The following is a 24,641-nucleotide window of genomic DNA, read 5'->3' on the forward strand; positions in this document are numbered from 1 at the left end:
TCGTCCCTATAAATGACTCTAATCATCTATATGGGACAAGATGGACAATTATACCGCTAGGACCGGACTTGCTCCGTCATTCCTTCAATCAGCACCTCAGCTACCTCAGGACATGTAAATTCAGGAGGAGGGCACTTACCGTTCCGGAGCAACCCGCTTACTTTGGTGCTGGAAAGCGCCATGAGGTGCTCTTTATCATGTGGACAAGTTTTGCTGGATGCTTAGTGCGTCTACAATCTCCATAGCGCTCTTTTGAATGTACTCATGAGTCCCGCTGGACCGGATTACGTGTCTGAAAGCCGACTACTGTCTTCCAACAATTGCTCCCGTTCTTTTCCTTGTACGACACGCCGAACCAGCGCACCTCCATGTGACAGAATTGATGTCATCTTGTCAGTTTCTTGTGTATCTATTATTTATGAAGGCCACATTCCGTTTTATCATTACCAGACCAGCGCCCAGCACGAGGGTCCTCACCAGGCATAACCTGACGTGTGCAATGCTCACAGCCAATACTCGGGTAGTTCTGATCATGAAGAGGATTATACACAACGTTATTATCACGAATATATTGCCATACATCCTCTGTGGTCCAATGCGCAATCGGATTAAACTTCATCAAGCCAAATTTAGTATCATATTCAACCTTCTTGGAGTTTGCACGAGTTGGTGCTTGATCTCTACGAATACCTGTAATCCATGCATCATACTGAGAAAGAATTCGTGTTAACGGTTCAACTTTGCGAATGTTACAGCACGCATTTGGATCAGACTTCCACAATTCTTCACCGTGTTGAGCTGCCTGTTCTTCCGGAGTAATCTTAGGTGACACGCGTACAAACTCAAGGTTGTAATTCTCTTGCATCTTATCCCGTGTTTCGTATGTTTCTTTGAAGTGGAAATCAGTATCCAAATAAAAAATATCTGTCGATGGGCTGATCTTCTGCAACATATCTACAAGTACAACATCTTCCGCACCAAAGCTACATGCAAAAGTGATATTAGGAAATGTTTCAATAGCATACCGAATAATATCCTCTGGACTCGCCAGCTCCAGTTCCTCTGCCTTCGTGCGTGCCAATTCTTCTTTCTCCAATAAGTTCATCTGCGTATTTTCCCCCATTCTGCATTTCAATACACGTTAAAGCCGACTAATCTAATATGAATTATGTTTAGTATAAATCTTTCATTGTGGATGTCAATGCCTGCCATATGGTAAAATAGATCATTTTTTTCTCTTTTTGATCGTTGCTATCGCAAATAATTTGGTTCAATTTATCCTTTTCTCTGTTCATGAGATAAAAAAGTGAACTTGGCCCAAGTCATTGGGCTGGTTAGAATATATTTCAAAGCCTAGAAATGCTTTGCTGGTGCTGAGTTTGAACAGTTTATATCGCCAGGAAAAGCATCAGATTATCAATCATCGATTAACATGAAATAAAGAGAAGAAGAAGTTATAAGGAGTTCAGCGTGACAACATATATCATATGATATGTGAGAGACTTTTATGGTTTCCATAAGAAAAACTGATGAAATTTAAAGTGAAGAATAAAGTTTTGAAGAGCAAACCGAATACATTCAATAAAGCAGGCTTGAGCCCTAATAGATGATTTTATAAAGAGCTGTTTTAGAACGTGTGGGAAACGATGGGAATGAGCATAGCGTATCATCATAAACGATTTATGAGGTGTAGTGAGGTTTAATAAGAAGCATTAACTCAGATATGAAAAAACTGTATTAAGGAACATTAATGAAGACATTTAACACATATGTGCGACAATGAACAGTCATGCGGACACATATGAGTGTTATGGCTTAAGCGGATATATATATTATATGCGAAATCTTCATGAAGATATAAAAAAGCCTTTGGCCGAGGCCAAAGGCTTTTAATATTAACGTTTGGAGAACTGAGGTGCGCGACGAGCCGCTTTAAGACCGTATTTTTTACGCTCTTTCATACGTGGGTCACGAGTCAGGAATCCTGCTTTTTTCAGGGATGCACGGTATTCCGGATCTGCTTTGAGCAGAGCGCGGGAGATACCATGACGGATTGCGCCGGCTTGACCGGAGATTCCGCCACCATGAGCAATAACAAGAACGTCATAGTTGTTGAGCGTTTCTGTCAAGTTCAGTGGTTGTTTTACGATCAGTTTGAGTGTTTCCAAACCGAAGTATTCATTAATATCACGTTTATTGATGACAATGCGTCCTTCACCCGGTACAAGGCGAACACGTGCTACCGAATGTTTACGACGACCTGTCCCATAGTATTGTACTTGTGCCATGAAACTGTCCTCCTTTTAATTAACCGCGAAGTTCGTAAACTTCTGGTTTTTGTGCTGCATGTGGATGCTCAGTGCCTCTGTACGCTTTAAGTCTCAACTTCATTTTCTCGCCCATGCGAGTTTTAGGAAGCATACCGCGAACAGCCAATTCCAACATACGCTCAGGTTTGTTTTTAACCATCTCTTCAGCAGTAGTTACTTTCAAACCACCTGGGTGCATCGAGTGACGGTAGTATTTTTTACCTTGCATTTTCTTACCAGTCAATACGATTTTCTCAGCATTGATGATAACAACGAAATCGCCAGTGTCCACATGTGGAGTGAATTGTGGCTTGTGTTTGCCGCGAATCAAAGCAGCTGCTTCGCTCGCCAAACGTCCGAGGGTTTTGCCTTCAGCATCAATGATGTGCCATTGGCGCTCAACTTCGTTAGGCTTCGCCATGTACGTAGTACGCATGAAAAGTTCCTCCTTAAAATGTTCAAAATCATCATTTTCATTTATCTTCGTTCGTTAAGTTATAACTTTAGGTGTTGATGGATTGTAAATTTGATGTGAACCTCTTAATTGGGGCTGTGGGAAAGCCATTAAGAAAACACAACTTTTATATTACATGATAGGCGATTAAATCGCAAGTGTTAATTAAGCTTTTCACTCACCAATTTTAATCTTTTGTATATTCAAGATCCCAGAGCATTAAACCGCAGCTAACTGCAGTAGGTCCTGCAGCAGATCGATTACATGCAGCAATCATATTCGGTACATCAGAGGCTTTCCGTTTGCCCTCTCCGATCTCCAGCAGTGTGCCTACAATGATTCGAACCATATGCTGCAAAAAGCCGTTACCACTCACATAAATGTGAATGACACCCTGATCACGCGGATGGTCTCTGCACATTGATCGGTCCACTTCAATCCATGCTTCGTATACCGAACGGACATGATTCTCTTTCTGAGACTTGCGTGAAGCAAAAGAGGTATAATCATAGGTCCCTATGAAATGTCGTAAGGCCTCCTGCATTGCCGTAATATCAAGCTTCGCATGATGATGATACTGCAGTCTTCTGTTGAATACATCCGGAAACTGATTCGCATTGACTGTGTAACGATATGTTTTCTTTTTCGCTGCATAGCGAGAATGAAAATCAGCCGAAACTTCAATCGCATCAATAACGACAATATCGGAGGGTAATCTGGAGTTGAGCGCAATACACCAACGTTCAATCGGGATCTGGGATTCCGTAGGAAAATTGAAGATCTGTCTGCGAGCGTGAACGCCTGCATCTGTTCGGCCTGAACCTGTAATTTTAACCTTCTCACCGGTTAAAGCACGAATCGCATCTTCAAGATGATCCTGAATGGTATTCCCACCCGGCTGTACTTGGAAGCCGTAATAGGCAGTGCCATCATAAGTTAACGTCATACATAAGTTCCGCATTAATACCACACCTTTGTTCCATACTATACATATCCCTATCCCGAACAGCAAAAGAAGCCCCTTACGGAGCTTCTATTACAGCACGAATTCCGAAATGAAGAGAAAAAAAGGGTTAATCCAGAATCGTTGATTCTGTCCCCTTTCCTCATCTCATCTGTTTTACGCGCGGTCTACCAGTTCCAAGTAAACCATTGGCGCTGCGTCACCACGACGAGGTCCCAGTTTCAAGATACGAGTGTATCCACCTGGACGCTCAGCGTAACGACCGGACAATTCGCTAAACAGTTTTTGGATTGCATCTTGCTCACCATCGATAGTTTCGCGGCGAACATAAGCTGCCACTTGGCGACGGGCATGAAGATCTCCCTTTTTCGCTTTAGTGATCAGTTTTTCAGCAATAGAGCGAACCTCTTTTGCTTTCGCTTCAGTTGTCTGAATGCGTTCGTATAAGAACAGGTCGGTTACCAGGTCACGGAACAAAGCTTTACGTGCGCTGGAATTACGGCCCAACTTTTGGTATGCCATTGTTTTCCCTCCTTCACTTCAAGCACTCGGCTGTCTATTCTTCTGTACGGAGTCCCAAACCAAGTTCCTCAAGCTTCTCTTGAACTTCTTCCAAAGACTTGCGTCCGAGGTTACGGACTTTCATCATGTCTTCTTCCGTTTTCGTAGTCAGCTCTTGCACGGTATTAATACCGGCACGTTTGAGGCAGTTGTAGGAACGAACAGAGAGATCCAGCTCTTCGATCGTCATTTCGAGTACTTTTTCTTTTTTGTCTTCTTCTTTTTCGACCATGATCTCTGCATCTTTCGCTTCGTCTGTAAGACCCACGAAGAGCATCAAATGCTCAGTCAAAATTTTAGCGCCAAGGCTTACAGCCTCTTCAGGACGAATACTTCCATCAGTCCAAACTTCCAACGTGAGCTTGTCATAGTTGGTCACTTGACCGACACGCGTATTTTCCACAGCGTAGTTAACGCGACTGATCGGGGTGAAGATGGAATCGACTGGGATGACGCCGATCGGCTGGTCATCGCGTTTATTCCGATCTGCCTGGACGTAGCCGCGACCGCGATTGGCAAAAATACGCATGTGAAGTCTCGAACCTGGTCCGAGCGTAGCGATGTGCAGATCCGGGTTAAGGATTTCCACATCGGAGTCAGCACGGATATCTCCAGCCGTAATTGCTCCTTCGCCTTCAGCATCAATCTCGAGCACTTTCTCCTCATCCGAATGAATCTTAAGCGACAAAGCTTTCAGGTTAAGAATAACCTCCGTAACATCTTCCATTACGCCAGGAACTGTAGCAAATTCATGCAGAACGCCATCGATTTGAACCGAAGACACTGCCGCACCCGGCAGTGACGAGAGCAAGATTCGGCGAAGCGAGTTTCCAAGCGTCGTACCGTATCCGCGCTCAAGCGGTTCTACTACGAATTTCCCATAGGTGCCATCATCGTTGACGTCTACCGTCTCAATTTTCGGCTTTTCGATTTCAATCACTGCAATACCCCTCCTTCAAAACGTCGGTCCTCTATGAAACATTTACCTTCTCTTGCGAAAACATGTAGTAGTATGCCTAAACAACCATTATTAGCAGATTGTGCCGGAAATATACCACACGCAGGGGCAAATCTCATTAGACACGACGACGTTTTGGAGGACGGCATCCGTTATGCGGGACTGGAGTTACGTCTTTGATCAGGTTAACTTCAAGACCAGCAGCTTGCAAAGAGCGGATCGCTGCTTCACGGCCTGCGCCTGGTCCTTTAACCATAACCTCAACGGCTTTCATCCCATGTTCCATTGCAGCTTTGGCAGCAGTCTCAGCAGCCATTTGTGCAGCAAACGGAGTCGATTTACGGGAACCTCTGAATCCGAGACCGCCGGAGCTTGCCCACGAAATTGCATTTCCGTGAGGATCCGTAATAGTAACGATAGTGTTATTGAAAGTGGAACGGATATGTGCCACGCCAGATTCAATATTCTTACGGTCACGACGTTTAGTACGTACGACTTTTTTCGGTTTAGCCATTTTCTCTTATCCCCCCTTATTATTTCTTCTTGTTCGCTACTGTACGACGAGGACCTTTACGAGTACGAGCATTCGTTTTCGTACGTTGTCCACGAACAGGCAGACCACGACGATGACGAACTCCACGGTAACAACCGATCTCCGTCAAACGTTTAATATTCAAAGAGATTTCTCGACGCAGGTCACCTTCTACTTTGACCTCTTTATCGATACTTTCACGCAATTTGCTGACTTCATCTTCCGTCAAATCACGAACACGAGTGTCCGGATTGATGCCTGTTGTGCTCAGAATTTTCTGGGAAGTCGTTTTACCGATTCCGAAAATATAAGTCAAGGCGATCTCAACGCGCTTATCACGTGGCAAATCCACACCAGCTATACGTGCCATTTTACGCTACACCCCCTTCTTTAACCTTGTTTTTGTTTGTGTTTCGGATTTTCACAGATAACCATAACATTCCCTTTGCGGCGAATGACTTTGCATTTTTCGCAAATCGGCTTGACCGAAGGTCTTACCTTCATGTGAATTACCTCCTCAAAGTTTTGCTAAGCAAAACCCTCTTCGTAAGCATTGACCTTGTTCTACTATTGTAAAACCGGCTTCGAAGCTTTCGCAAGTTTTGCCGGGCAAAACCCGCTTCATAAGCTTCACAGTTCATTGCAACTGTCTACTACTATTTACGGTAAGTTATGCGACCTTTTGTTAAATCATAAGGCGACAACTGAACAACTACTTTGTCTCCAGTCAAGATACGAATAAAGTGCATCCGTAGTTTTCCGGAAACGTGAGCGAGAATTTGATGACCGTTCTCAAGCTCAACCTTGAATGTTGCATTCGGTAGCGGTTCAAGAACCGTACCTTCCACTTCAATGACATCTTCCTTGGCCATTAGTCAGTCTCCTTTCTCTTCAGCTTGAATGTTGGTGGATTCCAGAAATGAATGGACCGCATAGCGGAGCTTTCCATTTGTCACCCGACCACTCTCGTTTAAACTGTTCACAACCTCGCTGCTAATCATGGGCTGGAGTTCAAGATGAAGAAGATTCTTCTTCTTGGGTTGATCAAACTTACGTTTGTCTCCATCCGCGATATATACGAACTTACTGTCCGCTATAGCAACAATTACTGCGGCTTGGTCCGCATTGCGGCCTTTACGGATCTTCACAAGTTGACCGAGCTGCGGATTAGACTGACTGTTCATGCCTCATCACCTACGCATTCAGTTTCGTGAAAATTTCCATACCATCTGGTGTAACTGCTACGGTGTGTTCAAAGTGGGCACATAACTTTCCATCAACCGTGACGACAGTCCAGTTATCTTCCAACGTTTTCACATACCGTCTTCCTACGTTAACCATCGGCTCTATGGCCAGCACCATGCCCGCTTTGAGCCGTGGTCCCCGATCGGGAAGACCATAGTTCGGAATCTGTGGTTCTTCGTGCAGATCTGCGCCTATGCCGTGACCGACATATTCACGAACAACTGAGAACCCTTCATCTTCAATATATTTCTGAATCGCATGAGATATTGTAAACAAGCGAACGTCCGGTTTTACCAGCGCCAGACCTGCGTATAACGAAGCCTCGGTAACGTCCAGAAGACGACGGGCTTCTTCGGAAATACGGCCGACCGGATAAGTCCAGGCGGAATCTCCATGATACCCCTGGTACTGCGCGCCAATGTCAAACGTAACGATATCGCCCTCGTTCAACTTGCGTTTGCCGGGAAATCCATGTACCAACTCTTCATTTACTGAAGCGCACACACTGGCAGGGAAACCGTTATAACCTTTGAAAGACGGCACAGCTCCTTGACTGCGGATATATTGATCAGCCATATGGTCAAGTTCACCAGTCGTAATACCGGGAGCGATATGCTCTGCCAAGAGACGATGCGTTTCCGCAACAATTCTCCCTGCTTCCCTCATCAAGCCCAGTTCCGTTTCGGACTTACCAATGATCATCAATTAACCTCTCAGTAAGGACACGATTTCTTGAGAAACTTGATCGATATCCTGTTCTCCGTTCACTTGACGAAGAAGACCTTTAGTCTCATAGAACGTGAGGAGTGGTGCTGTTTTGTTGATATACTCGTCCAGTCGTGTACCTACACTCTCTTCATTATCATCAGAGCGTTGATACAACTCACCAGCGCATTTATCACAAATACCTTCCTGCTTAGGCGGATTGAATACCACATGATAAGTGGAACCACAGTTTTTACAAATCCGACGACCCGTCAAACGAGCGAGTAATTTGTTGCGATCCACTTTCAGGTTGATTACATGATCGAGACCTGAGTTCAATCGGTCCAGAATGCCATCGAGCGCTTCTGCTTGTGACAGGGTTCTTGGAAATCCGTCCAAGAGGAAACCTTCTCTGCAGTCAGGCTGCTGCAAACGTTCTTCAACGATGCCAATGGTTACATCATCTGGTACAAGCAATCCTTGATCCATATATTCCTTGGCTTTCAGGCCAATGGGAGTTCCCTGTTTGATCGCTAGACGAAATGCATCGCCTGTTGAAATATGGGGAATACCGAACTCTTTCACGATGACGTCTGCTTGTGTTCCTTTTCCTGCCCCAGGAGGGCCCATGAATAGGATGTTCACGTTATGTCACTCCCTCCAAGACTACCCTACATCAACAAACAGCACAATAGGTGCCGGCAAGTAAATCTTCACTCGACCGGTACCTATTGCCTATTTATTGATAAAACCTTTGTAGTGGCGTTTGATCAATTGGCTTTCGATTTGCTTCATCGTATCCAGCGCAACACCGATAACGATCAGGAGGGATGTTCCTCCAATTTGCGCAGATTGAGGCAAACCAGAAAGTGCCCCTAAGAATACAGGCAGAACGGAAATGACTGCCAAGAAGATGGCTCCGGCCATTGTCAAACGAGTCATGACACGGGTCAGATATTTCTCGGTTGCTTTACCCGGGCGAATGCCTGGGATGTAACCGCCGTTCTTTTTCATATTATCAGCCATCTGCTGTGGATTCATCTGTACGAAAGTATAGAAGAATGTGAAACCGAAGATCATCACAACATACAGTAACATACCCAGAGGTTTGTGTGTAGTCAGATTCTGTCCGATCCACCGAGCCCAATCGTGATCTGCCCAGAAGTTAGCTATGATCGTTGGGAACATCAACAGCGATGAAGCAAAGATGACAGGGATAACACCTGCTGCATTAATTTTCAGCGGGATATGTGTATTCTGTCCACCGTACATTTTGTTACCTACGACACGTTTAGCGTACTGTACAGGAATTTTCCGAATCGCCTGCTGAATGTAAATGACCCCTATGATGATCAGCACAATAACAATTGCGATGATTACACCTTTAAGAATATTCATAAACAGTTGGTCAGGTTGGATAAAGTCAGATTCGATCGTTTGTTTGATAATATTAGGCACCGTAGATAGGATACCTGCAAAGATCAAGATCGAAATTCCGTTTCCTATGCCCTTCTCGGTGATTTGCTCACCCAGCCACATCAGGAATGAAGTACCGGCCGTAAGTACAATCGCGATCAAGATATAATCTGCAAATGTAGCGTTAGGCACCATCTCTGTATTGTACAAGCGGTTGAATCCGATCGACGTACCAAACGCTTGAATCAATGCCAGCCCGATGGTTAAATAACGGGTCAACTGTGCAGATTTCTTCTTACCTTGTTCACCTTGCTTTGCCCACTCCGCTAATTTAGGAATAACGTCCATGGAAAGCAATTGTACTATGATAGACGCAGTGATGTAAGGCACGATCCCGAGCGCAAATATCGAGAACTGGAAGAGCGCTCCACCCGAGAACGTATTGAGAAGTCCAAAAACTTCTTTACCCGCAGAATTTGTCGCTTCGAATACATCTTTATTAACTCCCGGTACGGGAACAAAGGATCCGATGCGGTAAATGATCAGTACAAAAAGGGTAAATAATACCCTTTTGCGCAGATCTTCAACCCGCCAGATATTCTTTAGGGTCTTGAACATTAAATCACCTCAGTTGTACCGCCGGCAGCTTCAATTTTCTCAATAGCAGATTGAGAAAACTTATTAGCTTTAACAGTCAGCTTCACAGTGACATCACCGTTACCCAGGATTTTGATTCCGGATTTAGCGTTTTTAACTACGCCATTCGTCATCAAGAATTCTGGAGTTACTTCAGTACCCGCAGCAAAACTGTTCAGGTCTTCAGTATTCACAACTGCATATTCTTTGCGAGTTGGGTTTACAAAACCACGTTTTGGCAAGCGACGATACAATGGATTTTGTCCACCTTCGAAGCCTGGACGTACTCCACCGCCAGAACGAGCGTTTTGTCCTTTGTGACCGCGACCTGATGTTTTACCTGTACCACTACTTGGACCGCGACCAAGACGTTTACGTTCTTTGCGGGATCCAGGAGATGGTGAAAGCTCATGTAACTTCATCGTTCGTTGCACCTCCTTAAAGATTTGTGGGATTAACCCGTTTTTAAGCTTCTACTTCTTTAACAGCAACCAAGTGGCTTACTTTGTTAATCATACCACGGATGGCAGGATTATCGTTTTGTACCACTTTGCTATTGATTTTGCGCAAACCCAATGTTTTCACAGTTGTTCTTTGCGTCTCCGGACGTCCGATCAAGCTGCGGACGAGGGTAATTTCTAATTTAGCCATGAGAATTCCCTCCTTAACCCAGAAGCTCTTCGACGGATTTTCCGCGCAGTTTAGCCACGTCTTCAGCACGCTTCAAACGGGACAAACCTTCCAAAGTCGCATTGACCATGTTCATGGAATTCGAAGAACCCAGAGATTTTGTCAAAATGTCACCTACACCAGCAAGTTCGAGAACCGCACGTACAGGACCACCAGCGATAACACCAGTACCTTCAGATGCTGGTTTCAACAGCACGCGTCCTGCGCCGAACTTACCTGTTACCAAGTGAGGAATCGATGTTCCTACGAGTGGAACGTGTACAAGGTTTTTCTTAGCGTCTTCAATACCTTTGCGAATTGCATCAGGTACTTCGCCCGCTTTACCGATACCAGCTCCAACCCAGCCGTTGCCGTCGCCGACTACAACCAGTGCGCTAAAGCTGAAACGGCGTCCGCCTTTTACTACTTTAGCTACGCGATTAATATTTACAACTCTTTCAGTCAGTTCCAAAGTATTCGGATCTACACGCAAGTCGTTAACCTCCTTTTGAAAAATATCTTAAAACTCAAGTCCTGCTTCACGAGCCGCTTCAGCCAAAGCTGCGATACGACCATGGTACAGATATCCGCTACGGTCAAATACGATGTTGGAAACACCTTTGTCTTTCGCACGTTTAGCAACGAGTTCGCCAACTTTACGAGCTGATTCAACAGATGCACCATTTTTGATGTCAGTGCTCAATTCTTTGTCTACGGTAGACGCGGAAGCGATTGTTACACCAGCAACATCATCGATGATTTGAGCATACATATGTTTACCAGAACGGAATACGTTCAAACGAGGACGTGCTGCCGTTCCTTGGATTTTCTTACGAACACGAAGGTGTCTTTTCAGACGAGCCTTATTTTTATCTGGTTTCGTAATCATCTCAAAGATTCACTCCTTTCAGGTTACCTCGCTGGCTTCAAAGCAGAAGCCACGGGGTATATTAGAAACACACGAAGCAAGCAAGCCGAAAGCCGCGCAAAGGCGGTAAGAGAAATCTTATTTCTTCTTACCGGCTTTACCTTCCTTACGGATGATACGCTCGCCTTCATATTTAATACCTTTACCTTTGTATGGCTCAGGTTCACGTACGGAACGGATTTTAGCAGCGTAAGCACCTACACGCTCTTTGTCGATTCCGCGAACGATGATTTTTGTATTCGAAGGTACTTCGAATTCAATTCCCGCTTCCGGTGTAATTTCAACCGGGTGAGAGTAACCAACGTTCAGAACGATTTTATCTCCGGATTTGCTTGCACGATATCCGACCCCAACCAATTCCAGAGATTTCGCGAATCCTTCAGTAACGCCGCTCACCATATTGTTTACAACGCTGCGCGTTGTGCCGTGCAAAGAACGGTGAGTTTTGTTATCGGAAGGACGCACAACTGTGATTTCGTTATTTTCAACTGTAACCTTCATGTCTTTATGAAGCTCACGAGTCAAAGTTCCTTTTGGTCCTTTTACCGTAATAACGGTGTTGTCCAGGGTGATGTCTACACCACTTGGTACTGTGATTGGTTTGCGACCAATACGAGACATATGTTGCACCTCCTATCTTGTGACGTTATATTACCAAACGTAGCAAACGACTTCTCCGCCGGATTTCGATTGACGAGCTTCTTTGTCCGTCATGATACCTTTGGATGTCGAGATGATCGCGATTCCCAGGCCACCAAGTACACGAGGTACTTCATTGCTTTTCGTGTAAACACGAAGACCAGGTTTACTGATTCTTTTCAGACCAGTGATAACGCGCTCGTTATTTTGACCGTATTTCAGGAAAACACGGATAATCCCTTGTTTGTTATCATCGATAACTTCAGCGTCACGGATGAAACCTTCACGCTTCAGGATATCGGCGATTTGTTTTTTCATTGTCGAAGCAGGCATTTCTACCGTTTCGTGACGAACAGTGTTCGCGTTACGAATACGAGTAAGCATATCTGCAATTGGATCAGACATAGTCATTGTGAGTTAACCTCCTTCCCGTTCAGGACTTTTTACCAGCTTGCTTTTTTCACGCCAGGGATCTGGCCTTTATAAGCTAATTCACGGAAGCAAATTCTGCAAATTTTGAACTTTTGCAGGACCGAATGTGGACGTCCGCAACGCTCACAGCGTGTATATGCACGTACTTTAAACTTTGGTGTACGTTGTTGTTTAACTTTCATCGAAGTTTTTGCCACTTAGCCTGACACCTCCTAAATAATTTCGGAGAAAAGGGAGTCTTTCCAGACACCCGGAAACGTTATGCCAACATTACTTAACGAAAGGCATTCCCATTTGCGTGAGCAATTCGCGGGACTCTTCGTCTGTTTTCGCCGTTGTTACGATGACAATATCCATACCGCGGACTTTATCAACTTTATCATACTCGATCTCTGGGAAGATCAATTGCTCTTTCAGACCCAGTGTGTAGTTACCACGTCCGTCGAAAGCTTTGCTCGATACACCGCGGAAGTCGCGGACACGAGGAAGCGTAACGTTGAACAGTTTATCGAGGAAGAAGTACATACGCTCGCCGCGCAATGTTACTTTCACACCGATAGGCATATTCTCACGCAGTTTGAATCCTGCGATTGATTTTTTTGCACGAGTGATTACAGGTTTTTGACCTGCGATCAGTTGCAAATCGTTTACTGCGGAATCCAACACTTTGGAGTTTTGGACAGCGTCGCCCACACCCATGTTGATAACGATTTTCTCGATTTTCGGCACTTGCATTACCGTTGTATAGTTAAACTTCTGCATCAAAGCAGGAGCGATTTCTTGCAGGTAACGTTCTTTCATTCTTGATGCCATGAATCATAGCCCTCCTTTCTCATTCGGTTCAATTAGTCGATAATTTCTCCGGAACGTTTAGCAACGCGCACTTTCTTTCCGTTATCCAAAACTTTGTAACCTACACGGGTTACTTTTCCGCTCTTCGGATCGATGTGCATTACGTTGGAAACGTGAATCGGAGCTTCCTTCTCGATAATGCCGCCTTGCGGGTTTTGCTGGTTAGGCTTCTGGTGTTTTTTCACCATGTTAACACCTTCCACAAGGACGCGGTTCTCACGAGGATAAGCAGCGATGACACGGCCTTTTTTACCTTTGTCTTTACCGCTGATCACCATAACCGTATCTTCCTTTTTAACGTGAAGTTTGTTGTTATGGGATTCCAGAACTTTTTTCACTCTTGGCATTTCGTACACCTCCTGTTTCTAACATCACGAGATTAAAGCTTTAGATTACTTCTGGAGCCAAGGAAACGATTTTCATGAAGTCTTTATCGCGAAGTTCGCGAGCAACTGGTCCGAAAATACGTGTTCCACGTGGGCTTCTGTCGTCTTTTACAACAACCGCTGCATTTTCATCAAAACCGATGTAGGAACCGTCTTTACGACGTACAGAACGTTTCGTACGAACGACAACCGCTCTAACTACATCACCTTTTTTGACAACGCCGCCTGGTGTTGCTTGTTTAACAGAACAAACGATCAGATCACCGATTTGAGCTGTACGACGTCCCGTACCGCCGAGTACGCGGATACACATCAGTTCCTTCGCACCGGAGTTGTCAGCCACAGTCAAACGTGTAAATGGTTGAATCATTTAGTATTCCTCCTTTCAGCAGTGCTGCTGAGCATTAGATGATAACCGCTTTTTCTACGATTTCAGTAAGTCTCCAGCGTTTATCTTTCGAAAGCGGACGAGTCTCCATGATTTTCACCGTGTCACCGATTTTCGCAGTGTTTTCTTCGTCATGTGCTTTGAATTTTTTAGTAACCTTAATGCGCTTATGGTACAAGTTGTGTTTTTTGTAAGTTTCTACAGCAACAACAATTGTTTTGTCCATTTTATCGCTGACCACTTTACCAGTTTGCACTTTACGTGCGTTACGTTCTTCGCTCATTGTTGGCCTCCTTCCTGATTACGGACGGATTGTCCATCCTATCCCTAATTAACCGATTCCCAATTCTCTCTCACGGATAATGGTTTTAGCACGAGCTATTTCTTTCCGCACATCACGGATGCGAGTCGGGTTATCCAGCTGACCGGTAGCTAATTGAAAGCGGAGGTTAAAGAGTTCTTCTTTAAATCCGGCAATCTTTTGCTCGATTTCAGCAGAGGTTAGGTTGCGAAATTCACTAGCTTTCATTTGCTTCACCACCCAATTCTTCACGTTTCACGAACTTCGTTTTGATTGGCAGTTTGTGAGCGGCAAGACGCATTGCTTCGCGTGCAATTTCCTCCGGTACACCAGCAAGTTCAAACATGATCTTACCTGGTTTCACTACTGCAACCCATTTTTCTACGTTACCTTTACCGCTACCCATCCGAACCTCGAGAGGCTTTTGAGTGATTGGTTTGTCTGGGAAGATTTTGATCCAAACTTTACCACCACGTTTGATGTAACGAGTCATTGCAATACGAGCCGCTTCGATCTGACGGTTCGTAATCCAAGCCGGTTCCGTAGCTTGCAGACCGTATTCGCCAAAGTTCAGAGTCGTTCCGCCTTTAGCTTGGCCTTTCATATGTCCACGTTGTTGCTTACGGTGTTTTACGCGTTTTGGTACCAACATGATTAGTTGCCTCCTTCCTTAGCAGCTTGTTTCTTAGCCGTAGGAAGAACCTCTCCACGATAGATCCATACTTTTACGCCAATACGTCCGTAAGTAGTATGAGCCTCTGCTGTACCATAGTCAATGTCAGCACGCAGTGTGTGCAGTGGAACAGTTCCTTCGCTGTAGCCTTCAGAACGTGCGATCTCAGCACCGCCAAGACGTCCGCCTACTTGAGTTTTGATACCTTTAGCACCGGAGCGCATAGTTCTTTGAATCGCTTGTTTCAGAGCACGACGGAAAGAAACGCGACGTTCCAATTGTTGTGCAATGCTTTCAGCTACAAGAATAGCGTCCAAGTCTTGGTTTTTAATTTCAGAAATGTTGATGTGTACTTTTTTACCGCCAGCAATTTTCGTAATTTGATTACGAAGATTTTCAACTTCCGAACCACCTTTACCAATTACCATACCTGGTTTAGCAGTGTGAATCGTTACGTTTACGCGGTTAGCCGCTCTCTCAATTTCTACACGAGATAAAGCGGAGTCTTTCAATTTATTTTTCAGGAATTCACGAATTTTCACGTCTTCCATCAAAAGATCACCGAAGTCTTTGCCTGCATACCACTTAGATTCCCAGTCACGGATAATTCCGACACGGAGTCCGACTGGATTTACCTTTTGGCCCACACATTTCCCCTCCTTCTACTTCTCAGATACCACCAAAGTAATGTGGCTAGTACGTTTGTTAATACGACTTGCACGTCCCATTGCACGAGGGCGGAAACGTTTCATTGTCGGTCCTTGGTTCACGTAAGCTTGCGAGATAACCAAGTTGTTAACATCCAAAGAATAGTTATGTTCCGCATTCGCAATAGCGGAGTTAAGCAACTTCTCAACGATTGGAGAAGCGGATTTCGGAGTGTGACGGAGAATGGCAACCGCCTCACCTACTTGCTTGCCGCGAATCAAGTCAACAACGAGTTGAACTTTACGAGGAGCAATCCGGATAAACTTAGCATGTGCTTTTGCTTCCATTGTGTAACCTCCTCTCAAACATTAAAGATGTTCATTTATCTTCTTGTTTTCTTATCATCATCAGTATGGCCTTTGTACGTACGGGTTGGAGCGAACTCACCCAGTTTGTGTCCAACCATGTCCTCAGTTACATACACTGGCACGTGTTTACGACCGTCGTAAACGCCAAATGTGTGTCCGATGAATTGTGGGAAAATTGTAGAACGACGGGACCAGGTTTTGATAACGTTCTTCTTACCTGAAGCTTCCATCTCTTCTACCTTTTTGAGCATGTAGCCATCAATGAATGGCCCTTTTTTCAAACTGCGACCCATGTGGAGATCCTCCCTTCAAACGTAGCTATTGTGCATCCGCAGATGCCTCACGAAGTTATGCACAGTGTGTATTACTTCGTGCGGCGGCGAATGATGTATTTATCAGAAGCTTTATTTTTCTTACGCGTTTTGTAACCAAGAGTAGGTTTACCCCATGGTGACATTGGCGATTTACGTCCGATTGGAGCACGACCTTCACCACCACCGTGTGGGTGATCGTTAGGGTTCATTACTACACCACGAACCTCAGGACGTTTACCCAACCAACGGCTACGACCGGCTTTACCGATTTTGATGAGCTCGTGGTCTTGGTTACCAACAGATCCGATTGTCGCACGGCAAACTTTCAAAATACGACGAACTTCTCCGGAAGAGAGACGAACGGATACGTATTTTTCTTCTTTACCAAGCAATTGAGCTTCTGTACCAGCAGCACGAACCAATTGTCCGCCTTTACCTGGTTTCAACTCGATGTTGTGGATAACGGTACCTACTGGAATGTTTTCGAGTGGCAGTGCGTTACCGATTTTAATGTCTGATTCAGGTCCGGAGAATACTTGATCTCCAACTTTCAAACCTTTAGGAGCGATGATATAACGCTTTTCACCATCAGCATAATGAATCAGAGCGATGTTAGATGTACGGTTCGGGTCATACTCAATCGTAGCAACGCGGCCCGGTATTCCATCTTTAGTACGTTTGAAGTCAATGATACGGTATTTACGTTTGTGTCCACCACCATGGTGACGAACTGTAATTTTACCTTGGTTGTTGCGGCCTGCTTGTTTGCTCAACGGGGCCAACAACGATTTCTCCGGCTGATTTGTGGTGATTTCCTCAAATGTAGAAACGGACATGTTCCGTCTTGCCGGGGATGTTGGTTTATACTTTTTGATTGGCACTGGGTTTCCCTCCTTACTTCAAAAATTCAATTATACAGTTTCAAAGAACTCAAGCGTTTTGCTGTCTTTTGTCAGCGTTACAAACGCTTTTTTCCATTCGCTTGTATATCCGGAATAACGTCCGTACCGTTTTGGCTTAGCTGGAACACGAAGCGTGTTCACGTTTTTCACTTTTACGTTGAAAATAGCTTCTACTGCCTTTTTGATCTCGGTTTTGTTTGCACGGATATCGACTTCAAATACATATTTCAAGTCATTCATCATGTCAGCAGTACGTTCCGTAATAATCGGACGTTTTACAATATCACGAGGATCCTTCATTACGCGAGCACCTCCTCTACCTTCTGAACTGCTTCTTTCGTAATGATCAATTTGTCGTGCGAAAGCACGTCAAGAACATTAATGCCGTCAGCAGCTACGAATTTCACGCCTGGAATATTCCGTGCGGAAAGAGCTACATTATCATCATAGCTAGGAGCTACGATCAAAGCCTTACGTCCCACTTTGAGGTTACTCAAGATGGCTGCAAATTCTTTAGTTTTAGGCGTGCTCAACGCGAGAGCGTCCAAAACGATAATGTCATTGTCAAGCACTTTGGATGAAAGGGCTGATTTGATCGCCAAACGACGAACTTTCTTAGGCAGTTTATACGCATAGCTCCGTGGTGTTGGACCAAATACGATACCGCCGCCTTTCCATTGTGGTGAACGAATTGAACCTTGACGAGCGCGACCTGTACCTTTTTGTTTCCAAGGCTTACGTCCGCCGCCACGTACTTCAGAACGTCCTTTTACTTTGTGGGTACCTTGACGAAGGGAAGCGCGTTGCATAAGAACTGCATCGTACAGAACGTGTTGGTTCGGTTCAATTCCGAAAACCGCATCATTCAATTCTACTTCGCCTACTTGGCTACCATCTACATTGTAAACTGATACTTTTGGCATTTTGTGTTCCTCCTTTCTTCAGTGGTTATTTTTTCACCGTTTCTTTAACTTTGATGAGACTGTTTTTCGGTCCAGGAATGGAACCTTTCACGAGCAACACGTTACGCTCAGCGTCTACTTTAACTACTTCAAGACGTTGAATTGTAACTGTATCATGTCCCATGTGTCCTGGCAGGCGTTTGCCTTTAGGAACGCGGTTAGCTTGGATCGAACCCATCGAACCCGGGCCACGGTGATAACGAGAACCGTGAGACATAGGTCCAGTGCTTTGTCCCCAACGCTTGATTACGCCGGCAAAACCTTTACCTTTAGAAACACCCGTTACGTCAACGAATTCGCCTTCAGCGAAAATGTCAGCTTTCAGTTCTTGGCCAACTTCATATTCAGCGATGTTGATACCGCGAACTTCACGAACGTAGCGCTTAGGGGCAGTGTTTGCTTTTTTAGCGTGACCTGCTTCTGGCTTGTTAGCATTTTTCTCTTTCTTATCGGAGTAACCGATTTGAATTGCTTCGTAGCCATCGTTCTCAATGTCTTTCTTTTGCAAAACAACACAAGGGCCTGCTTCGATAACCGTTACTGGAACAACGTTACCTTCAGGAGTAAATACTTGAGTCATTCCGAGTTTTTTTCCTAAGATTGCTTTCATGTTGACACCTCTTTTCCTCTATACATGGTCTTTGTTGTAGCTTGTATTACAATTTAATTTCGATATCTACACCGGACGGCAGATCCAAGCGCATCAAGGCATCCACAGTTTGTGGAGTCGGGTTAACGATGTCGATCAAACGCTTATGTGTGCGTTGTTCGAATTGTTCCCGAGAATCCTTGTACTTGTGCACCGCACGAAGAATAGTAATGATTTGTTTTTCAGTAGGAAGCGGAATCGGACCGGATACACCTGCACCCGAACGTTTTGCTGTTTCAACAATTTTCTCCGCGGATTGATCAAGAATTCTGTGGTCGTAAGCTTTCAAACGAATACGAATTTTTTGCTTTGCCATTTTAGTCCCTCCTTCTATCGCCCAATTTTTTATCGGACATACTCCGTGAAAATTTTCTAGCCACTGTCCCATGGCAAAGGGGCCGGGTGTGCCAGTAACCTCTCACATCATCGCAACGTCACAGAACAACATTCATTATTATATAGAAAAGATAGGCGTATTGCAAGCATATTTAAGAAAAACATTTAAACTTATCTTTTCTGATGAAATGACTTCGTTTATTGTAGTGTTTATCTTCAATATCCAGGCTGCCTTGCCAATCCTTCTAAACTCGTAAATGATGTTCATTTTATATGACGCAGGTTCCGAAACTTTACACATAATAAAAGAGTTCTTTATCCGATGTCGGATAAAGAACTCTTCCGAAGCTTCGTTACAATACAATGTTACTCGTTCCAGTACACTGTTGCATATGCTTTATTCAGCGTTAAGCCGAATTATTTTTGGATCGATGCTACGGAACCGGCACCTACTGTACGTCCACCTTCACGAATGGAGAACTTAGTTCCTTCTTCAATCGCGATTGGGGAGATCAGGGAAACAGTAACTGTGATGTTATCACCAGGCATTACCATTTCAGTACCTTCAGGCAAGTTGATGATGCCTGTTACGTCAGTTGTACGGAAGTAGAACTGTGGACGGTAACCAGTGAAGAATGGTTTGTGACGTCCGCCCTCTTCTTTAGTCAAAACGTAGATTTGAGCTGTGAATTCTGTGTGAGGCTTAACAGAACCCGGTTTAGCCAAAACTTGGCCACGCTCGATGTTGTTACGGTCAACACCACGAAGAAGTGCTCCGATGTTGTCACCTGCTTGAGCGGAATCCAGCAATTTGCGGAACATCTCAACGCCAGTTACAACAGATTTTTTAGTTTCTTCAGTGATACCAACGATTTCGATCTCTTCGCCGACTTTAACAGTACCACGCTCTACACGGCCAGTAGCAACAGTACCACGACCAGTGATAGAGAATACGTCCTCGACAGGCATCAAGAAAGGCTTGTCAGTTTGACGCTCAGGCAGTGGGATGTAAGTGTCGATTTCTTTGAACATCTCAACGATTTTTTGAGCCCATTCGCCATCTGGGTTAGCCAGTGCTTCACGAGCAGATCCACGAGTGATTGGAGTATCGTCACCTGGGAACTCATATTCGTTAAGAAGGTCGCGAACTTCCATCTCAACCAATTCCAACAACTCTTCGTCTTCAACCATGTCACATTTGTTCAAGAATACAACAATGTAAGGTACGCCTACTTGACGGGAGAGCAAGATGTGCTCACGAGTTTGTGGCATTGGGCCGTCAGCTGCGGATACTACCAAGATAGCTCCGTCCATTTGTGCCGCGCCAGTGATCATGTTTTTAACATAGTCGGCGTGACCTGGGCAGTCTACGTGAGCGTAGTGACGAGTGTCAGTTTCGTACTCAACGTGTGCTGTGGAGATAGTGATACCGCGCTCGCGCTCTTCTGGAGCTTTGTCGATTTGGTCGAATGCTACAGCAGCACCGCCGTAAGTTTTGGACAATACAGTTGTGATTGCAGCAGTCAGAGTTGTTTTACCGTGATCGACGTGACCGATAGTACCGATGTTAACGTGGGGTTTATTACGTTCGTATTTAGCCTTTGCCATTTGAACGTGGCCTCCTTAAAATTATAATTTTATGTTTTCACTGAATGATGTGCTCCGAAATGAATTCTTATGCACTTACATCCAGTGTGAGAAAACTACTCGGTGCCTTTTGTTTTGGCAACGATTTCTTCAGCGATGCTCTTAGGAACTTCTTCATAATGAGAGAGTTCCATGGAGAACACGCCGCGTCCTTGAGTACCGGAACGAAGAGTTGTAGAGTAACCAAACATTTCAGACAAAGGTACCTTAGCACGGATGATTTGAGCTCCACTACGGGAATCCATACCTTCGATGCGGCCACGACGGGAGTTCAACATACCCATTACGTCACCCATGTACTCTTCTGGAACTGTTACTTCTACTTTCATGATAGGCTCAAGCAGAACTGGTTTACACTTGTCTTTAGCCGCTTTAAGCGCCATTGATCCGGCAATTTTAAATGCCATCTCATTGGAATCGACATCATGGTAAGATCCGTCTACGATTGTAGCCTTAACGTCAACAAGCGGGAAGCCTGCGATAACGCCGTTTTTCATTTGCTCTTCAATCCCTGACAGTGCAGGTTGAATGTATTCTCTAGGAACGGAACCACCGACAACCTTACTTTCGAACTGGCTGCCTGTACCCGGCTCGAGAGGTTCGAATTCAACCCATACGTGACCGTATTGACCACGACCACCGGATTGACGTACGAATTTACCTTCAACGCGCGCTGGAGCACGGAATGTTTCACGGTAAGCTACTTGTGGTTTACCCACAGTAGTTTCAACCTTGAACTCACGACGCATACGGTCGATGATAATATCAAGGTGAAGCTCACCCATACCTGCCAAGATAGTTTGACCTGTTTCTTCATCAGTATGAGCACGAAGAGTTGGATCCTCTTCAGTCAACTTACCGAGAGCAACACCCATTTTGTCTTGGTCAGCTTTGGTTTTAGGTTCAACGGCGATTTCGATAACCGGATCAGGGAAGTTCATTGACTCCAAGATAACCGGATTTTTCTCATCACATAGTGTATCACCTGTACCGGTATCTTTCAAACCTACGGCAGCTGCAATATCACCGGAGTAAACTTCAGTGATCTCTTGACGGCTGTTCGCATGCATTTGAAGGATACGACCGATACGCTCACGTTTGTTTTTAGTTGCATTCAATACATATGAACCGGATTGAAGAATACCGGAATATACGCGGAAGAATGTCAATTTACCAACGTAAGGGTCAGTCATGATTTTGAATGCCAATGCGGAGAATGGCTCTTCATCAGAGGACTTACGAACTGCTTCAGTTCCATCTTCAAGATGACCAGTGATTGAAGGTACATCTGTTGGAGCTGGCAAGTAGTCGATAACAGCATCCAACATCAGTTGAACACCTTTGTTACGATATGAGGATCCACAGATAACAGGGAAGATCTTAACATCTACAACACCTTTACGGAGAGCGCCTTTGATCTCTTCAATAGAGATTTCTTCGCCTTCCAGGTATTTCATTGTCAATTCTTCATCCAGTTCTGCAACACGCTCAATCAATTCATTACGGAGTTCTTCAACTTGCTCTTTAAATTCCGCAGGAATTTCTGTTTCTTCGATATTTTGACCAAGGTCATCTTTGTACATATGAGCCTTTTGTTCAACAATATCGATAATACCGATGAAATCATTTTCAGCGCCAATTGGAAGCTGAATCGCAACAGCGTTCGCTTGAAGGCGATCACGCATGTCGGATACAACGTTCAAGAAGTCAGCACCGATGATATCCATTTTGTTTACATATGCGATACGAGGTACGCCGTACTTGTCAGCCTGTCTCCATACAGTTTCAGACTGAGGCTCAACGCCTTCTTTCGCACTGAATACACCAACTGCTCCGTCCAATACACGAAGGGAACGTTCAACTTCAACAGTGAAGTCAACGTGTCCCGGGGTATCAATAATATTAACGCGGTGGCCTTTCCAAGCAGCGGTAGTTGCAGCGGAAGTAATCGTAATTCCGCGCTCCTGTTCCTGTTCCATCCAGTCCATTGTCGCAGCGCCTTCGTGTACTTCACCGATTTTGTGCGTACGTCCTGTGTAGAACAAGATCCGCTCAGTTGTCGTGGTTTTACCCGCATCAATATGAGCCATGATCCCGATATTACGTGTATTTTTTAAGGAGAACTCTCTAGCCATGAAATGGGTCTCCCTTCAAAATAGAAGTTTTTTATTGTGAACTGAATCCTACCAACGGTAGTGAGCAAACGCTTTGTTCGCTTCAGCCATTTTGTGCGTATCTTCACGTTTTTTAACGGAAGCGCCTGTGTTGTTGGAAGCGTCGATGATCTCAGCCGCCAAACGCTCTTCCATTGTTTTCTCACCGCGGTTGCGGGAGTAGTTCACGAGCCAACGTAGTCCCAGAGCAGTACGTCTCTCTGGTTTTACCTCGATTGGTACTTGGTAGTTGGCACCGCCGACACGGCGAGCTTTAACTTCCAGGACTGGCATGATATTCTTGATTGCTGCTTCAAATACTTCCATCGGGTCATTACCCGTACGTTCTTGAATCAACTTGAACGCATTATACAGAATGCTTTGAGCAACACCGCGTTTTCCGTCGAGCATGATGCGATTGATCAAACGAGTAACCAACTTGGAGTTGTATACCGGATCTGGCAACACGTCTCTTTTCGTAACTGGACCTTTGCGTGGCATGGATATCCCCCTTTCTTTCTTGTTCAGCAGACCCTGTACCTTCCAGACCTAAGCCAGAAGGCTTTCAGGTTCTCTGCTTATAATGGTTTAGGCTTTTTTAGCTTTTGGACGTTTTGCACCGTATTTCGAACGAGCTTGCATACGGTTGTTTACGCCTGCAGTATCGAGAGCTCCACGAACGATGTGATAACGAACCCCTGCAAGGTCTTTAACTTTACCTCCGCGGATCAATACCACACTGTGCTCTTGAAGGTTATGTCCGATTCCCGGGATATAAGCAGTTACCTCGAGACGGTTCGTCAAACGAACACGGGCATACTTACGAAGTGCAGAGTTTGGTTTACGTGGAGTCATTGTACCTACACGAGTGCAGACACCACGTTTTTGTGGGGCACTGATGTTAGTAGATTCACGTTTCAAAGCGTTGAATCCTTTTTGCAAAGCTGGAGATTTTGACTTCTCAACTTTTGCTTGACGTCCTTTACGAACCAGTTGGTTAATAGTTGGCATGTGATTGCCACCCCCTTCCTCAAATATTCATGTTTCTTTATAAACCTCTTTTCGCTAAGTCCACAGACCCAGGCGGTTCATAAAAAGACAAATGAAAAGTTTTTGCCTTGGAGAATCCCTAAAAGTTCTCGGACAAAAACGTTCCTTACACTATCATTTTACGACAGCAGCCATAGCTGCTCCCACTCCAATCCCGCAAGCTTTGCCGAGATTTTTCATTGTATCCACTTTCGTGTACTTTACATTGTGTTGTTCACACAAGGCAATGATTTTGGAAGTGAGCTGCGGATCACTATCTTCTGCGACATAGACTTCAGAAGCCATACCTGTCTGCACCATCCGCATGGTCTGTTTGGTACCTATTTTGACATGAGCATCTTGCAAGGCTTTTTCATTAGACATTGTGCATTCCTCCGAATAGAACCATGTACAATCAGCTGCCCACGCACCTTTGATATATTAGCATCTAGCGCAAGCATTGTCAATGCTAATCCTAAAAGATTTTATAAAAGTTTACGTACATCAGGATTCGTCCGCCTGCACTATACAAGCGTCCACCTCCTGACGTACAAAACTTTCATCCTCTCTAAATGAGAAGAAATC

Annotated in this window: 40 protein-coding genes and 1 pseudogene; all 41 read right to left on the bottom strand. The window is 44.8% G+C overall.

Going from position 1 to position 24,641, the window contains the following annotated elements; translation table 11 throughout:
* Window positions 1–56 precede the first annotated feature (56 nt).
* Window positions 57–227: pseudogene (sat, locus tag MKX40_RS27025) on the bottom strand (sulfate adenylyltransferase); the annotation flags it as partial.
* A gap of 185 nt (window positions 228–412) precedes the next feature.
* Window positions 413–1,105: a phosphoadenylyl-sulfate reductase gene (locus tag MKX40_RS27030; protein ID WP_339237987.1), complete on the bottom strand. Its 693-nt coding sequence runs from the start codon at window positions 1,103–1,105 to the stop codon at window positions 413–415.
* A 790-nt stretch (window positions 1,106–1,895) separates the two neighbouring features.
* On the bottom strand, window positions 1,896–2,288 hold the full coding sequence (gene rpsI / locus MKX40_RS27035) for a 30S ribosomal protein S9 (protein WP_017692105.1): 393 nt from the start codon (window positions 2,286–2,288) through the stop codon (window positions 1,896–1,898).
* A gap of 19 nt (window positions 2,289–2,307) precedes the next feature.
* Window positions 2,308–2,745, bottom strand: a complete 438-nt coding sequence (gene rplM, locus MKX40_RS27040) for a 50S ribosomal protein L13 (protein WP_024633564.1) — start codon at window positions 2,743–2,745, stop codon at window positions 2,308–2,310.
* Between the two features lie 205 nt (window positions 2,746–2,950).
* Window positions 2,951–3,724: a tRNA pseudouridine(38-40) synthase TruA gene (gene truA, locus MKX40_RS27045; RefSeq protein WP_339237989.1), complete on the bottom strand. Its 774-nt coding sequence runs from the start codon at window positions 3,722–3,724 to the stop codon at window positions 2,951–2,953.
* A 159-nt stretch (window positions 3,725–3,883) separates the two neighbouring features.
* Entirely contained in the window at window positions 3,884–4,249 is a 366-nt protein-coding gene (gene rplQ, locus MKX40_RS27050; protein ID WP_017692102.1) for a 50S ribosomal protein L17, read from the bottom strand.
* A 34-nt stretch (window positions 4,250–4,283) separates the two neighbouring features.
* Window positions 4,284–5,228, bottom strand: a complete 945-nt coding sequence (locus MKX40_RS27055) for a DNA-directed RNA polymerase subunit alpha (RefSeq protein ID WP_017692101.1) — start codon at window positions 5,226–5,228, stop codon at window positions 4,284–4,286.
* Window positions 5,229–5,364: 136 nt separating this feature from the next.
* Entirely contained in the window at window positions 5,365–5,760 is a 396-nt protein-coding gene (gene rpsK / locus MKX40_RS27060) for a 30S ribosomal protein S11 (RefSeq protein WP_017692100.1), read from the bottom strand.
* A gap of 19 nt (window positions 5,761–5,779) precedes the next feature.
* The gene (rpsM, locus tag MKX40_RS27065; protein ID WP_062329455.1) at window positions 5,780–6,148 is read right to left on the bottom strand and encodes a 30S ribosomal protein S13; all 369 of its coding nucleotides are present in this window, start codon (window positions 6,146–6,148) and stop codon (window positions 5,780–5,782) included.
* A 20-nt stretch (window positions 6,149–6,168) separates the two neighbouring features.
* On the bottom strand, window positions 6,169–6,282 hold the full coding sequence (gene rpmJ, locus MKX40_RS27070) for a 50S ribosomal protein L36 (RefSeq protein ID WP_003333770.1): 114 nt from the start codon (window positions 6,280–6,282) through the stop codon (window positions 6,169–6,171).
* Between the two features lie 152 nt (window positions 6,283–6,434).
* A complete protein-coding gene (gene infA, locus MKX40_RS27075; RefSeq protein WP_017692098.1) occupies window positions 6,435–6,650 on the bottom strand; it encodes a translation initiation factor IF-1 in 216 nt (71 codons plus the stop codon).
* A 3-nt stretch (window positions 6,651–6,653) separates the two neighbouring features.
* Complete coding sequence (locus tag MKX40_RS27080) at window positions 6,654–6,962, bottom strand: KOW domain-containing RNA-binding protein (RefSeq protein ID WP_091039171.1); 309 nt, start codon at window positions 6,960–6,962, stop codon at window positions 6,654–6,656.
* A 10-nt stretch (window positions 6,963–6,972) separates the two neighbouring features.
* A complete protein-coding gene (map, locus tag MKX40_RS27085) occupies window positions 6,973–7,725 on the bottom strand; it encodes a type I methionyl aminopeptidase (RefSeq protein ID WP_036607191.1) in 753 nt (250 codons plus the stop codon).
* A gap of 3 nt (window positions 7,726–7,728) precedes the next feature.
* Window positions 7,729–8,373, bottom strand: a complete 645-nt coding sequence (locus MKX40_RS27090; RefSeq protein WP_339237992.1) for an adenylate kinase — start codon at window positions 8,371–8,373, stop codon at window positions 7,729–7,731.
* Between the two features lie 90 nt (window positions 8,374–8,463).
* The gene (gene secY / locus MKX40_RS27095) at window positions 8,464–9,762 is read right to left on the bottom strand and encodes a preprotein translocase subunit SecY (RefSeq protein WP_339237994.1); all 1,299 of its coding nucleotides are present in this window, start codon (window positions 9,760–9,762) and stop codon (window positions 8,464–8,466) included.
* On the bottom strand, window positions 9,762–10,202 hold the full coding sequence (rplO, locus tag MKX40_RS27100) for a 50S ribosomal protein L15 (RefSeq protein ID WP_062836188.1): 441 nt from the start codon (window positions 10,200–10,202) through the stop codon (window positions 9,762–9,764). The genes secY and rplO overlap by 1 nt, the downstream gene beginning before the upstream one ends.
* A 43-nt stretch (window positions 10,203–10,245) precedes the next feature.
* Complete coding sequence (gene rpmD, locus MKX40_RS27105) at window positions 10,246–10,431, bottom strand: 50S ribosomal protein L30 (RefSeq protein ID WP_017692092.1); 186 nt, start codon at window positions 10,429–10,431, stop codon at window positions 10,246–10,248.
* 13 nt (window positions 10,432–10,444) lie between these two features.
* The gene (gene rpsE / locus MKX40_RS27110) at window positions 10,445–10,942 is read right to left on the bottom strand and encodes a 30S ribosomal protein S5 (RefSeq protein ID WP_017692091.1); all 498 of its coding nucleotides are present in this window, start codon (window positions 10,940–10,942) and stop codon (window positions 10,445–10,447) included.
* A 27-nt stretch (window positions 10,943–10,969) separates the two neighbouring features.
* A complete protein-coding gene (gene rplR, locus MKX40_RS27115) occupies window positions 10,970–11,338 on the bottom strand; it encodes a 50S ribosomal protein L18 (RefSeq protein ID WP_017692090.1) in 369 nt (122 codons plus the stop codon).
* Between the two features lie 117 nt (window positions 11,339–11,455).
* Entirely contained in the window at window positions 11,456–11,998 is a 543-nt protein-coding gene (gene rplF / locus MKX40_RS27120) for a 50S ribosomal protein L6 (protein ID WP_017692089.1), read from the bottom strand.
* Window positions 11,999–12,028: 30 nt separating this feature from the next.
* A complete protein-coding gene (gene rpsH, locus MKX40_RS27125) occupies window positions 12,029–12,427 on the bottom strand; it encodes a 30S ribosomal protein S8 (protein ID WP_017692088.1) in 399 nt (132 codons plus the stop codon).
* 32 nt (window positions 12,428–12,459) lie between these two features.
* Window positions 12,460–12,645, bottom strand: a complete 186-nt coding sequence (locus MKX40_RS27130) for a type Z 30S ribosomal protein S14 (protein ID WP_013312154.1) — start codon at window positions 12,643–12,645, stop codon at window positions 12,460–12,462.
* A 73-nt stretch (window positions 12,646–12,718) separates the two neighbouring features.
* A complete protein-coding gene (gene rplE / locus MKX40_RS27135) occupies window positions 12,719–13,261 on the bottom strand; it encodes a 50S ribosomal protein L5 (protein ID WP_253441169.1) in 543 nt (180 codons plus the stop codon).
* A gap of 32 nt (window positions 13,262–13,293) precedes the next feature.
* The gene (gene rplX, locus MKX40_RS27140) at window positions 13,294–13,647 is read right to left on the bottom strand and encodes a 50S ribosomal protein L24 (protein ID WP_017692086.1); all 354 of its coding nucleotides are present in this window, start codon (window positions 13,645–13,647) and stop codon (window positions 13,294–13,296) included.
* Between the two features lie 40 nt (window positions 13,648–13,687).
* Complete coding sequence (rplN, locus tag MKX40_RS27145; RefSeq protein ID WP_017692085.1) at window positions 13,688–14,056, bottom strand: 50S ribosomal protein L14; 369 nt, start codon at window positions 14,054–14,056, stop codon at window positions 13,688–13,690.
* 34 nt (window positions 14,057–14,090) lie between these two features.
* Window positions 14,091–14,357, bottom strand: coding sequence for a 30S ribosomal protein S17 (rpsQ, locus tag MKX40_RS27150; protein ID WP_017692084.1), 267 nt, complete (start codon window positions 14,355–14,357; stop codon window positions 14,091–14,093).
* Between the two features lie 48 nt (window positions 14,358–14,405).
* On the bottom strand, window positions 14,406–14,603 hold the full coding sequence (gene rpmC, locus MKX40_RS27155) for a 50S ribosomal protein L29 (protein ID WP_017692083.1): 198 nt from the start codon (window positions 14,601–14,603) through the stop codon (window positions 14,406–14,408).
* Window positions 14,593–15,027 (bottom strand): 50S ribosomal protein L16, encoded by a 435-nt coding sequence (rplP, locus tag MKX40_RS27160; RefSeq protein ID WP_017692082.1) that lies wholly within the window; start codon window positions 15,025–15,027, stop codon window positions 14,593–14,595. The genes rpmC and rplP overlap by 11 nt, the downstream gene beginning before the upstream one ends.
* Window positions 15,028–15,029: 2 nt before the next feature.
* Complete coding sequence (gene rpsC, locus MKX40_RS27165; protein ID WP_339237997.1) at window positions 15,030–15,695, bottom strand: 30S ribosomal protein S3; 666 nt, start codon at window positions 15,693–15,695, stop codon at window positions 15,030–15,032.
* A gap of 15 nt (window positions 15,696–15,710) precedes the next feature.
* Window positions 15,711–16,043 carry a 50S ribosomal protein L22 gene (gene rplV, locus MKX40_RS27170; protein WP_024633583.1) on the bottom strand — a complete coding sequence of 111 codons (333 nt, stop codon included), beginning with the start codon at window positions 16,041–16,043 and terminating at the stop codon, window positions 15,711–15,713.
* Window positions 16,044–16,078: 35 nt separating this feature from the next.
* Complete coding sequence (rpsS, locus tag MKX40_RS27175) at window positions 16,079–16,357, bottom strand: 30S ribosomal protein S19 (protein WP_062836183.1); 279 nt, start codon at window positions 16,355–16,357, stop codon at window positions 16,079–16,081.
* A gap of 71 nt (window positions 16,358–16,428) precedes the next feature.
* Complete coding sequence (gene rplB, locus MKX40_RS27180; protein WP_017692078.1) at window positions 16,429–17,259, bottom strand: 50S ribosomal protein L2; 831 nt, start codon at window positions 17,257–17,259, stop codon at window positions 16,429–16,431.
* A gap of 30 nt (window positions 17,260–17,289) precedes the next feature.
* Window positions 17,290–17,580, bottom strand: coding sequence for a 50S ribosomal protein L23 (rplW, locus tag MKX40_RS27185; protein ID WP_017692077.1), 291 nt, complete (start codon window positions 17,578–17,580; stop codon window positions 17,290–17,292).
* Window positions 17,580–18,203: a 50S ribosomal protein L4 gene (gene rplD, locus MKX40_RS27190; RefSeq protein WP_339237999.1), complete on the bottom strand. Its 624-nt coding sequence runs from the start codon at window positions 18,201–18,203 to the stop codon at window positions 17,580–17,582. Before rplD ends, rplW begins: the two co-directional genes overlap by 1 nt.
* A 25-nt stretch (window positions 18,204–18,228) precedes the next feature.
* Entirely contained in the window at window positions 18,229–18,852 is a 624-nt protein-coding gene (rplC, locus tag MKX40_RS27195) for a 50S ribosomal protein L3 (RefSeq protein ID WP_053779208.1), read from the bottom strand.
* A 46-nt stretch (window positions 18,853–18,898) separates the two neighbouring features.
* Window positions 18,899–19,207 carry a 30S ribosomal protein S10 gene (gene rpsJ / locus MKX40_RS27200; protein WP_017692074.1) on the bottom strand — a complete coding sequence of 103 codons (309 nt, stop codon included), beginning with the start codon at window positions 19,205–19,207 and terminating at the stop codon, window positions 18,899–18,901.
* Window positions 19,208–19,644: 437 nt separating this feature from the next.
* Window positions 19,645–20,835: an elongation factor Tu gene (tuf, locus tag MKX40_RS27205; protein ID WP_062836181.1), complete on the bottom strand. Its 1,191-nt coding sequence runs from the start codon at window positions 20,833–20,835 to the stop codon at window positions 19,645–19,647.
* A gap of 95 nt (window positions 20,836–20,930) precedes the next feature.
* Entirely contained in the window at window positions 20,931–23,009 is a 2,079-nt protein-coding gene (gene fusA / locus MKX40_RS27210; RefSeq protein WP_339238003.1) for an elongation factor G, read from the bottom strand.
* A 48-nt stretch (window positions 23,010–23,057) separates the two neighbouring features.
* Window positions 23,058–23,528: a 30S ribosomal protein S7 gene (gene rpsG / locus MKX40_RS27215; protein ID WP_018753997.1), complete on the bottom strand. Its 471-nt coding sequence runs from the start codon at window positions 23,526–23,528 to the stop codon at window positions 23,058–23,060.
* Window positions 23,529–23,615: 87 nt separating this feature from the next.
* A complete protein-coding gene (gene rpsL / locus MKX40_RS27220) occupies window positions 23,616–24,038 on the bottom strand; it encodes a 30S ribosomal protein S12 (protein WP_017692070.1) in 423 nt (140 codons plus the stop codon).
* A gap of 153 nt (window positions 24,039–24,191) precedes the next feature.
* Window positions 24,192–24,440, bottom strand: a complete 249-nt coding sequence (locus MKX40_RS27225; protein WP_047841123.1) for a ribosomal L7Ae/L30e/S12e/Gadd45 family protein — start codon at window positions 24,438–24,440, stop codon at window positions 24,192–24,194.
* Window positions 24,441–24,641 lie beyond the last annotated feature (201 nt).

It is taken from the genome of Paenibacillus sp. FSL R5-0517, from assembly GCF_037974355.1.
In the GTDB taxonomy this organism is placed as follows: Bacteria; Bacillota; Bacilli; order Paenibacillales; family Paenibacillaceae; genus Paenibacillus.

Bases quoted from the DNA above. Each gene is read 5' to 3' on its own strand.
- rpsG (WP_018753997.1), bottom strand. From the start codon at position 23,528: ATGCCACGCAAAGGTCCAGTTACGAAAAGAGACGTGTTGCCAGATCCG.
- rpsK (WP_017692100.1), bottom strand. From the start codon at position 5,760: ATGGCTAAACCGAAAAAAGTCGTACGTACTAAACGTCGTGACCGTAAG.
- rpsS (WP_062836183.1), bottom strand. From the start codon at position 16,357: ATGGGTCGCAGTTTGAAAAAAGGGCCATTCATTGATGGCTACATGCTC.
- MKX40_RS27080 (WP_091039171.1), bottom strand. From the start codon at position 6,962: ATGAACAGTCAGTCTAATCCGCAGCTCGGTCAACTTGTGAAGATCCGT.
- rplX (WP_017692086.1), bottom strand. From the start codon at position 13,647: ATGCCAAGAGTGAAAAAAGTTCTGGAATCCCATAACAACAAACTTCAC.
- rpmC (WP_017692083.1), bottom strand. From the start codon at position 14,603: ATGAAAGCTAGTGAATTTCGCAACCTAACCTCTGCTGAAATCGAGCAA.
- rplW (WP_017692077.1), bottom strand. From the start codon at position 17,580: ATGAAGGATCCTCGTGATATTGTAAAACGTCCGATTATTACGGAACGT.
- MKX40_RS27030 (WP_339237987.1), bottom strand. From the start codon at position 1,105: ATGAACTTATTGGAGAAAGAAGAATTGGCACGCACGAAGGCAGAGGAA.
- rplD (WP_339237999.1), bottom strand. From the start codon at position 18,203: ATGCCAAAAGTATCAGTTTACAATGTAGATGGTAGCCAAGTAGGCGAA.
- rplN (WP_017692085.1), bottom strand. From the start codon at position 14,056: ATGATTCAACCATTTACACGTTTGACTGTGGCTGACAACTCCGGTGCG.
- rpsI (WP_017692105.1), bottom strand. From the start codon at position 2,288: ATGGCACAAGTACAATACTATGGGACAGGTCGTCGTAAACATTCGGTA.
- rplV (WP_024633583.1), bottom strand. From the start codon at position 16,043: ATGGAAGCAAAAGCACATGCTAAGTTTATCCGGATTGCTCCTCGTAAA.
- MKX40_RS27225 (WP_047841123.1), bottom strand. From the start codon at position 24,440: ATGTCTAATGAAAAAGCCTTGCAAGATGCTCATGTCAAAATAGGTACC.
- rpmJ (WP_003333770.1), bottom strand. From the start codon at position 6,282: ATGAAGGTAAGACCTTCGGTCAAGCCGATTTGCGAAAAATGCAAAGTC.
- secY (WP_339237994.1), bottom strand. From the start codon at position 9,762: ATGTTCAAGACCCTAAAGAATATCTGGCGGGTTGAAGATCTGCGCAAA.
- truA (WP_339237989.1), bottom strand. From the start codon at position 3,724: ATGCGGAACTTATGTATGACGTTAACTTATGATGGCACTGCCTATTAC.
- rplO (WP_062836188.1), bottom strand. From the start codon at position 10,202: ATGAAGTTACATGAGCTTTCACCATCTCCTGGATCCCGCAAAGAACGT.
- rplC (WP_053779208.1), bottom strand. From the start codon at position 18,852: ATGAAAGCAATCTTAGGAAAAAAACTCGGAATGACTCAAGTATTTACT.
- rplM (WP_024633564.1), bottom strand. From the start codon at position 2,745: ATGCGTACTACGTACATGGCGAAGCCTAACGAAGTTGAGCGCCAATGG.
- rpsL (WP_017692070.1), bottom strand. From the start codon at position 24,038: ATGCCAACTATTAACCAACTGGTTCGTAAAGGACGTCAAGCAAAAGTT.
- rplE (WP_253441169.1), bottom strand. From the start codon at position 13,261: ATGGCATCAAGAATGAAAGAACGTTACCTGCAAGAAATCGCTCCTGCT.
- rpsM (WP_062329455.1), bottom strand. From the start codon at position 6,148: ATGGCACGTATAGCTGGTGTGGATTTGCCACGTGATAAGCGCGTTGAG.
- rplQ (WP_017692102.1), bottom strand. From the start codon at position 4,249: ATGGCATACCAAAAGTTGGGCCGTAATTCCAGCGCACGTAAAGCTTTG.
- rplF (WP_017692089.1), bottom strand. From the start codon at position 11,998: ATGTCTCGTATTGGTCGCAAACCAATCACAGTACCAAGTGGTGTAGAC.
- rpsH (WP_017692088.1), bottom strand. From the start codon at position 12,427: ATGACTATGTCTGATCCAATTGCAGATATGCTTACTCGTATTCGTAAC.
- rplP (WP_017692082.1), bottom strand. From the start codon at position 15,027: ATGTTGGTACCAAAACGCGTAAAACACCGTAAGCAACAACGTGGACAT.
- rplR (WP_017692090.1), bottom strand. From the start codon at position 11,338: ATGATTACGAAACCAGATAAAAATAAGGCTCGTCTGAAAAGACACCTT.
- rpmD (WP_017692092.1), bottom strand. From the start codon at position 10,431: ATGGCTAAATTAGAAATTACCCTCGTCCGCAGCTTGATCGGACGTCCG.
- infA (WP_017692098.1), bottom strand. From the start codon at position 6,650: ATGGCCAAGGAAGATGTCATTGAAGTGGAAGGTACGGTTCTTGAACCG.
- rpsJ (WP_017692074.1), bottom strand. From the start codon at position 19,207: ATGGCAAAGCAAAAAATTCGTATTCGTTTGAAAGCTTACGACCACAGA.
- fusA (WP_339238003.1), bottom strand. From the start codon at position 23,009: ATGGCTAGAGAGTTCTCCTTAAAAAATACACGTAATATCGGGATCATG.
- rpsQ (WP_017692084.1), bottom strand. From the start codon at position 14,357: ATGAGCGAAGAACGTAACGCACGTAAAGTGCAAACTGGTAAAGTGGTC.
- tuf (WP_062836181.1), bottom strand. From the start codon at position 20,835: ATGGCAAAGGCTAAATACGAACGTAATAAACCCCACGTTAACATCGGT.
- map (WP_036607191.1), bottom strand. From the start codon at position 7,725: ATGATCATTGGTAAGTCCGAAACGGAACTGGGCTTGATGAGGGAAGCA.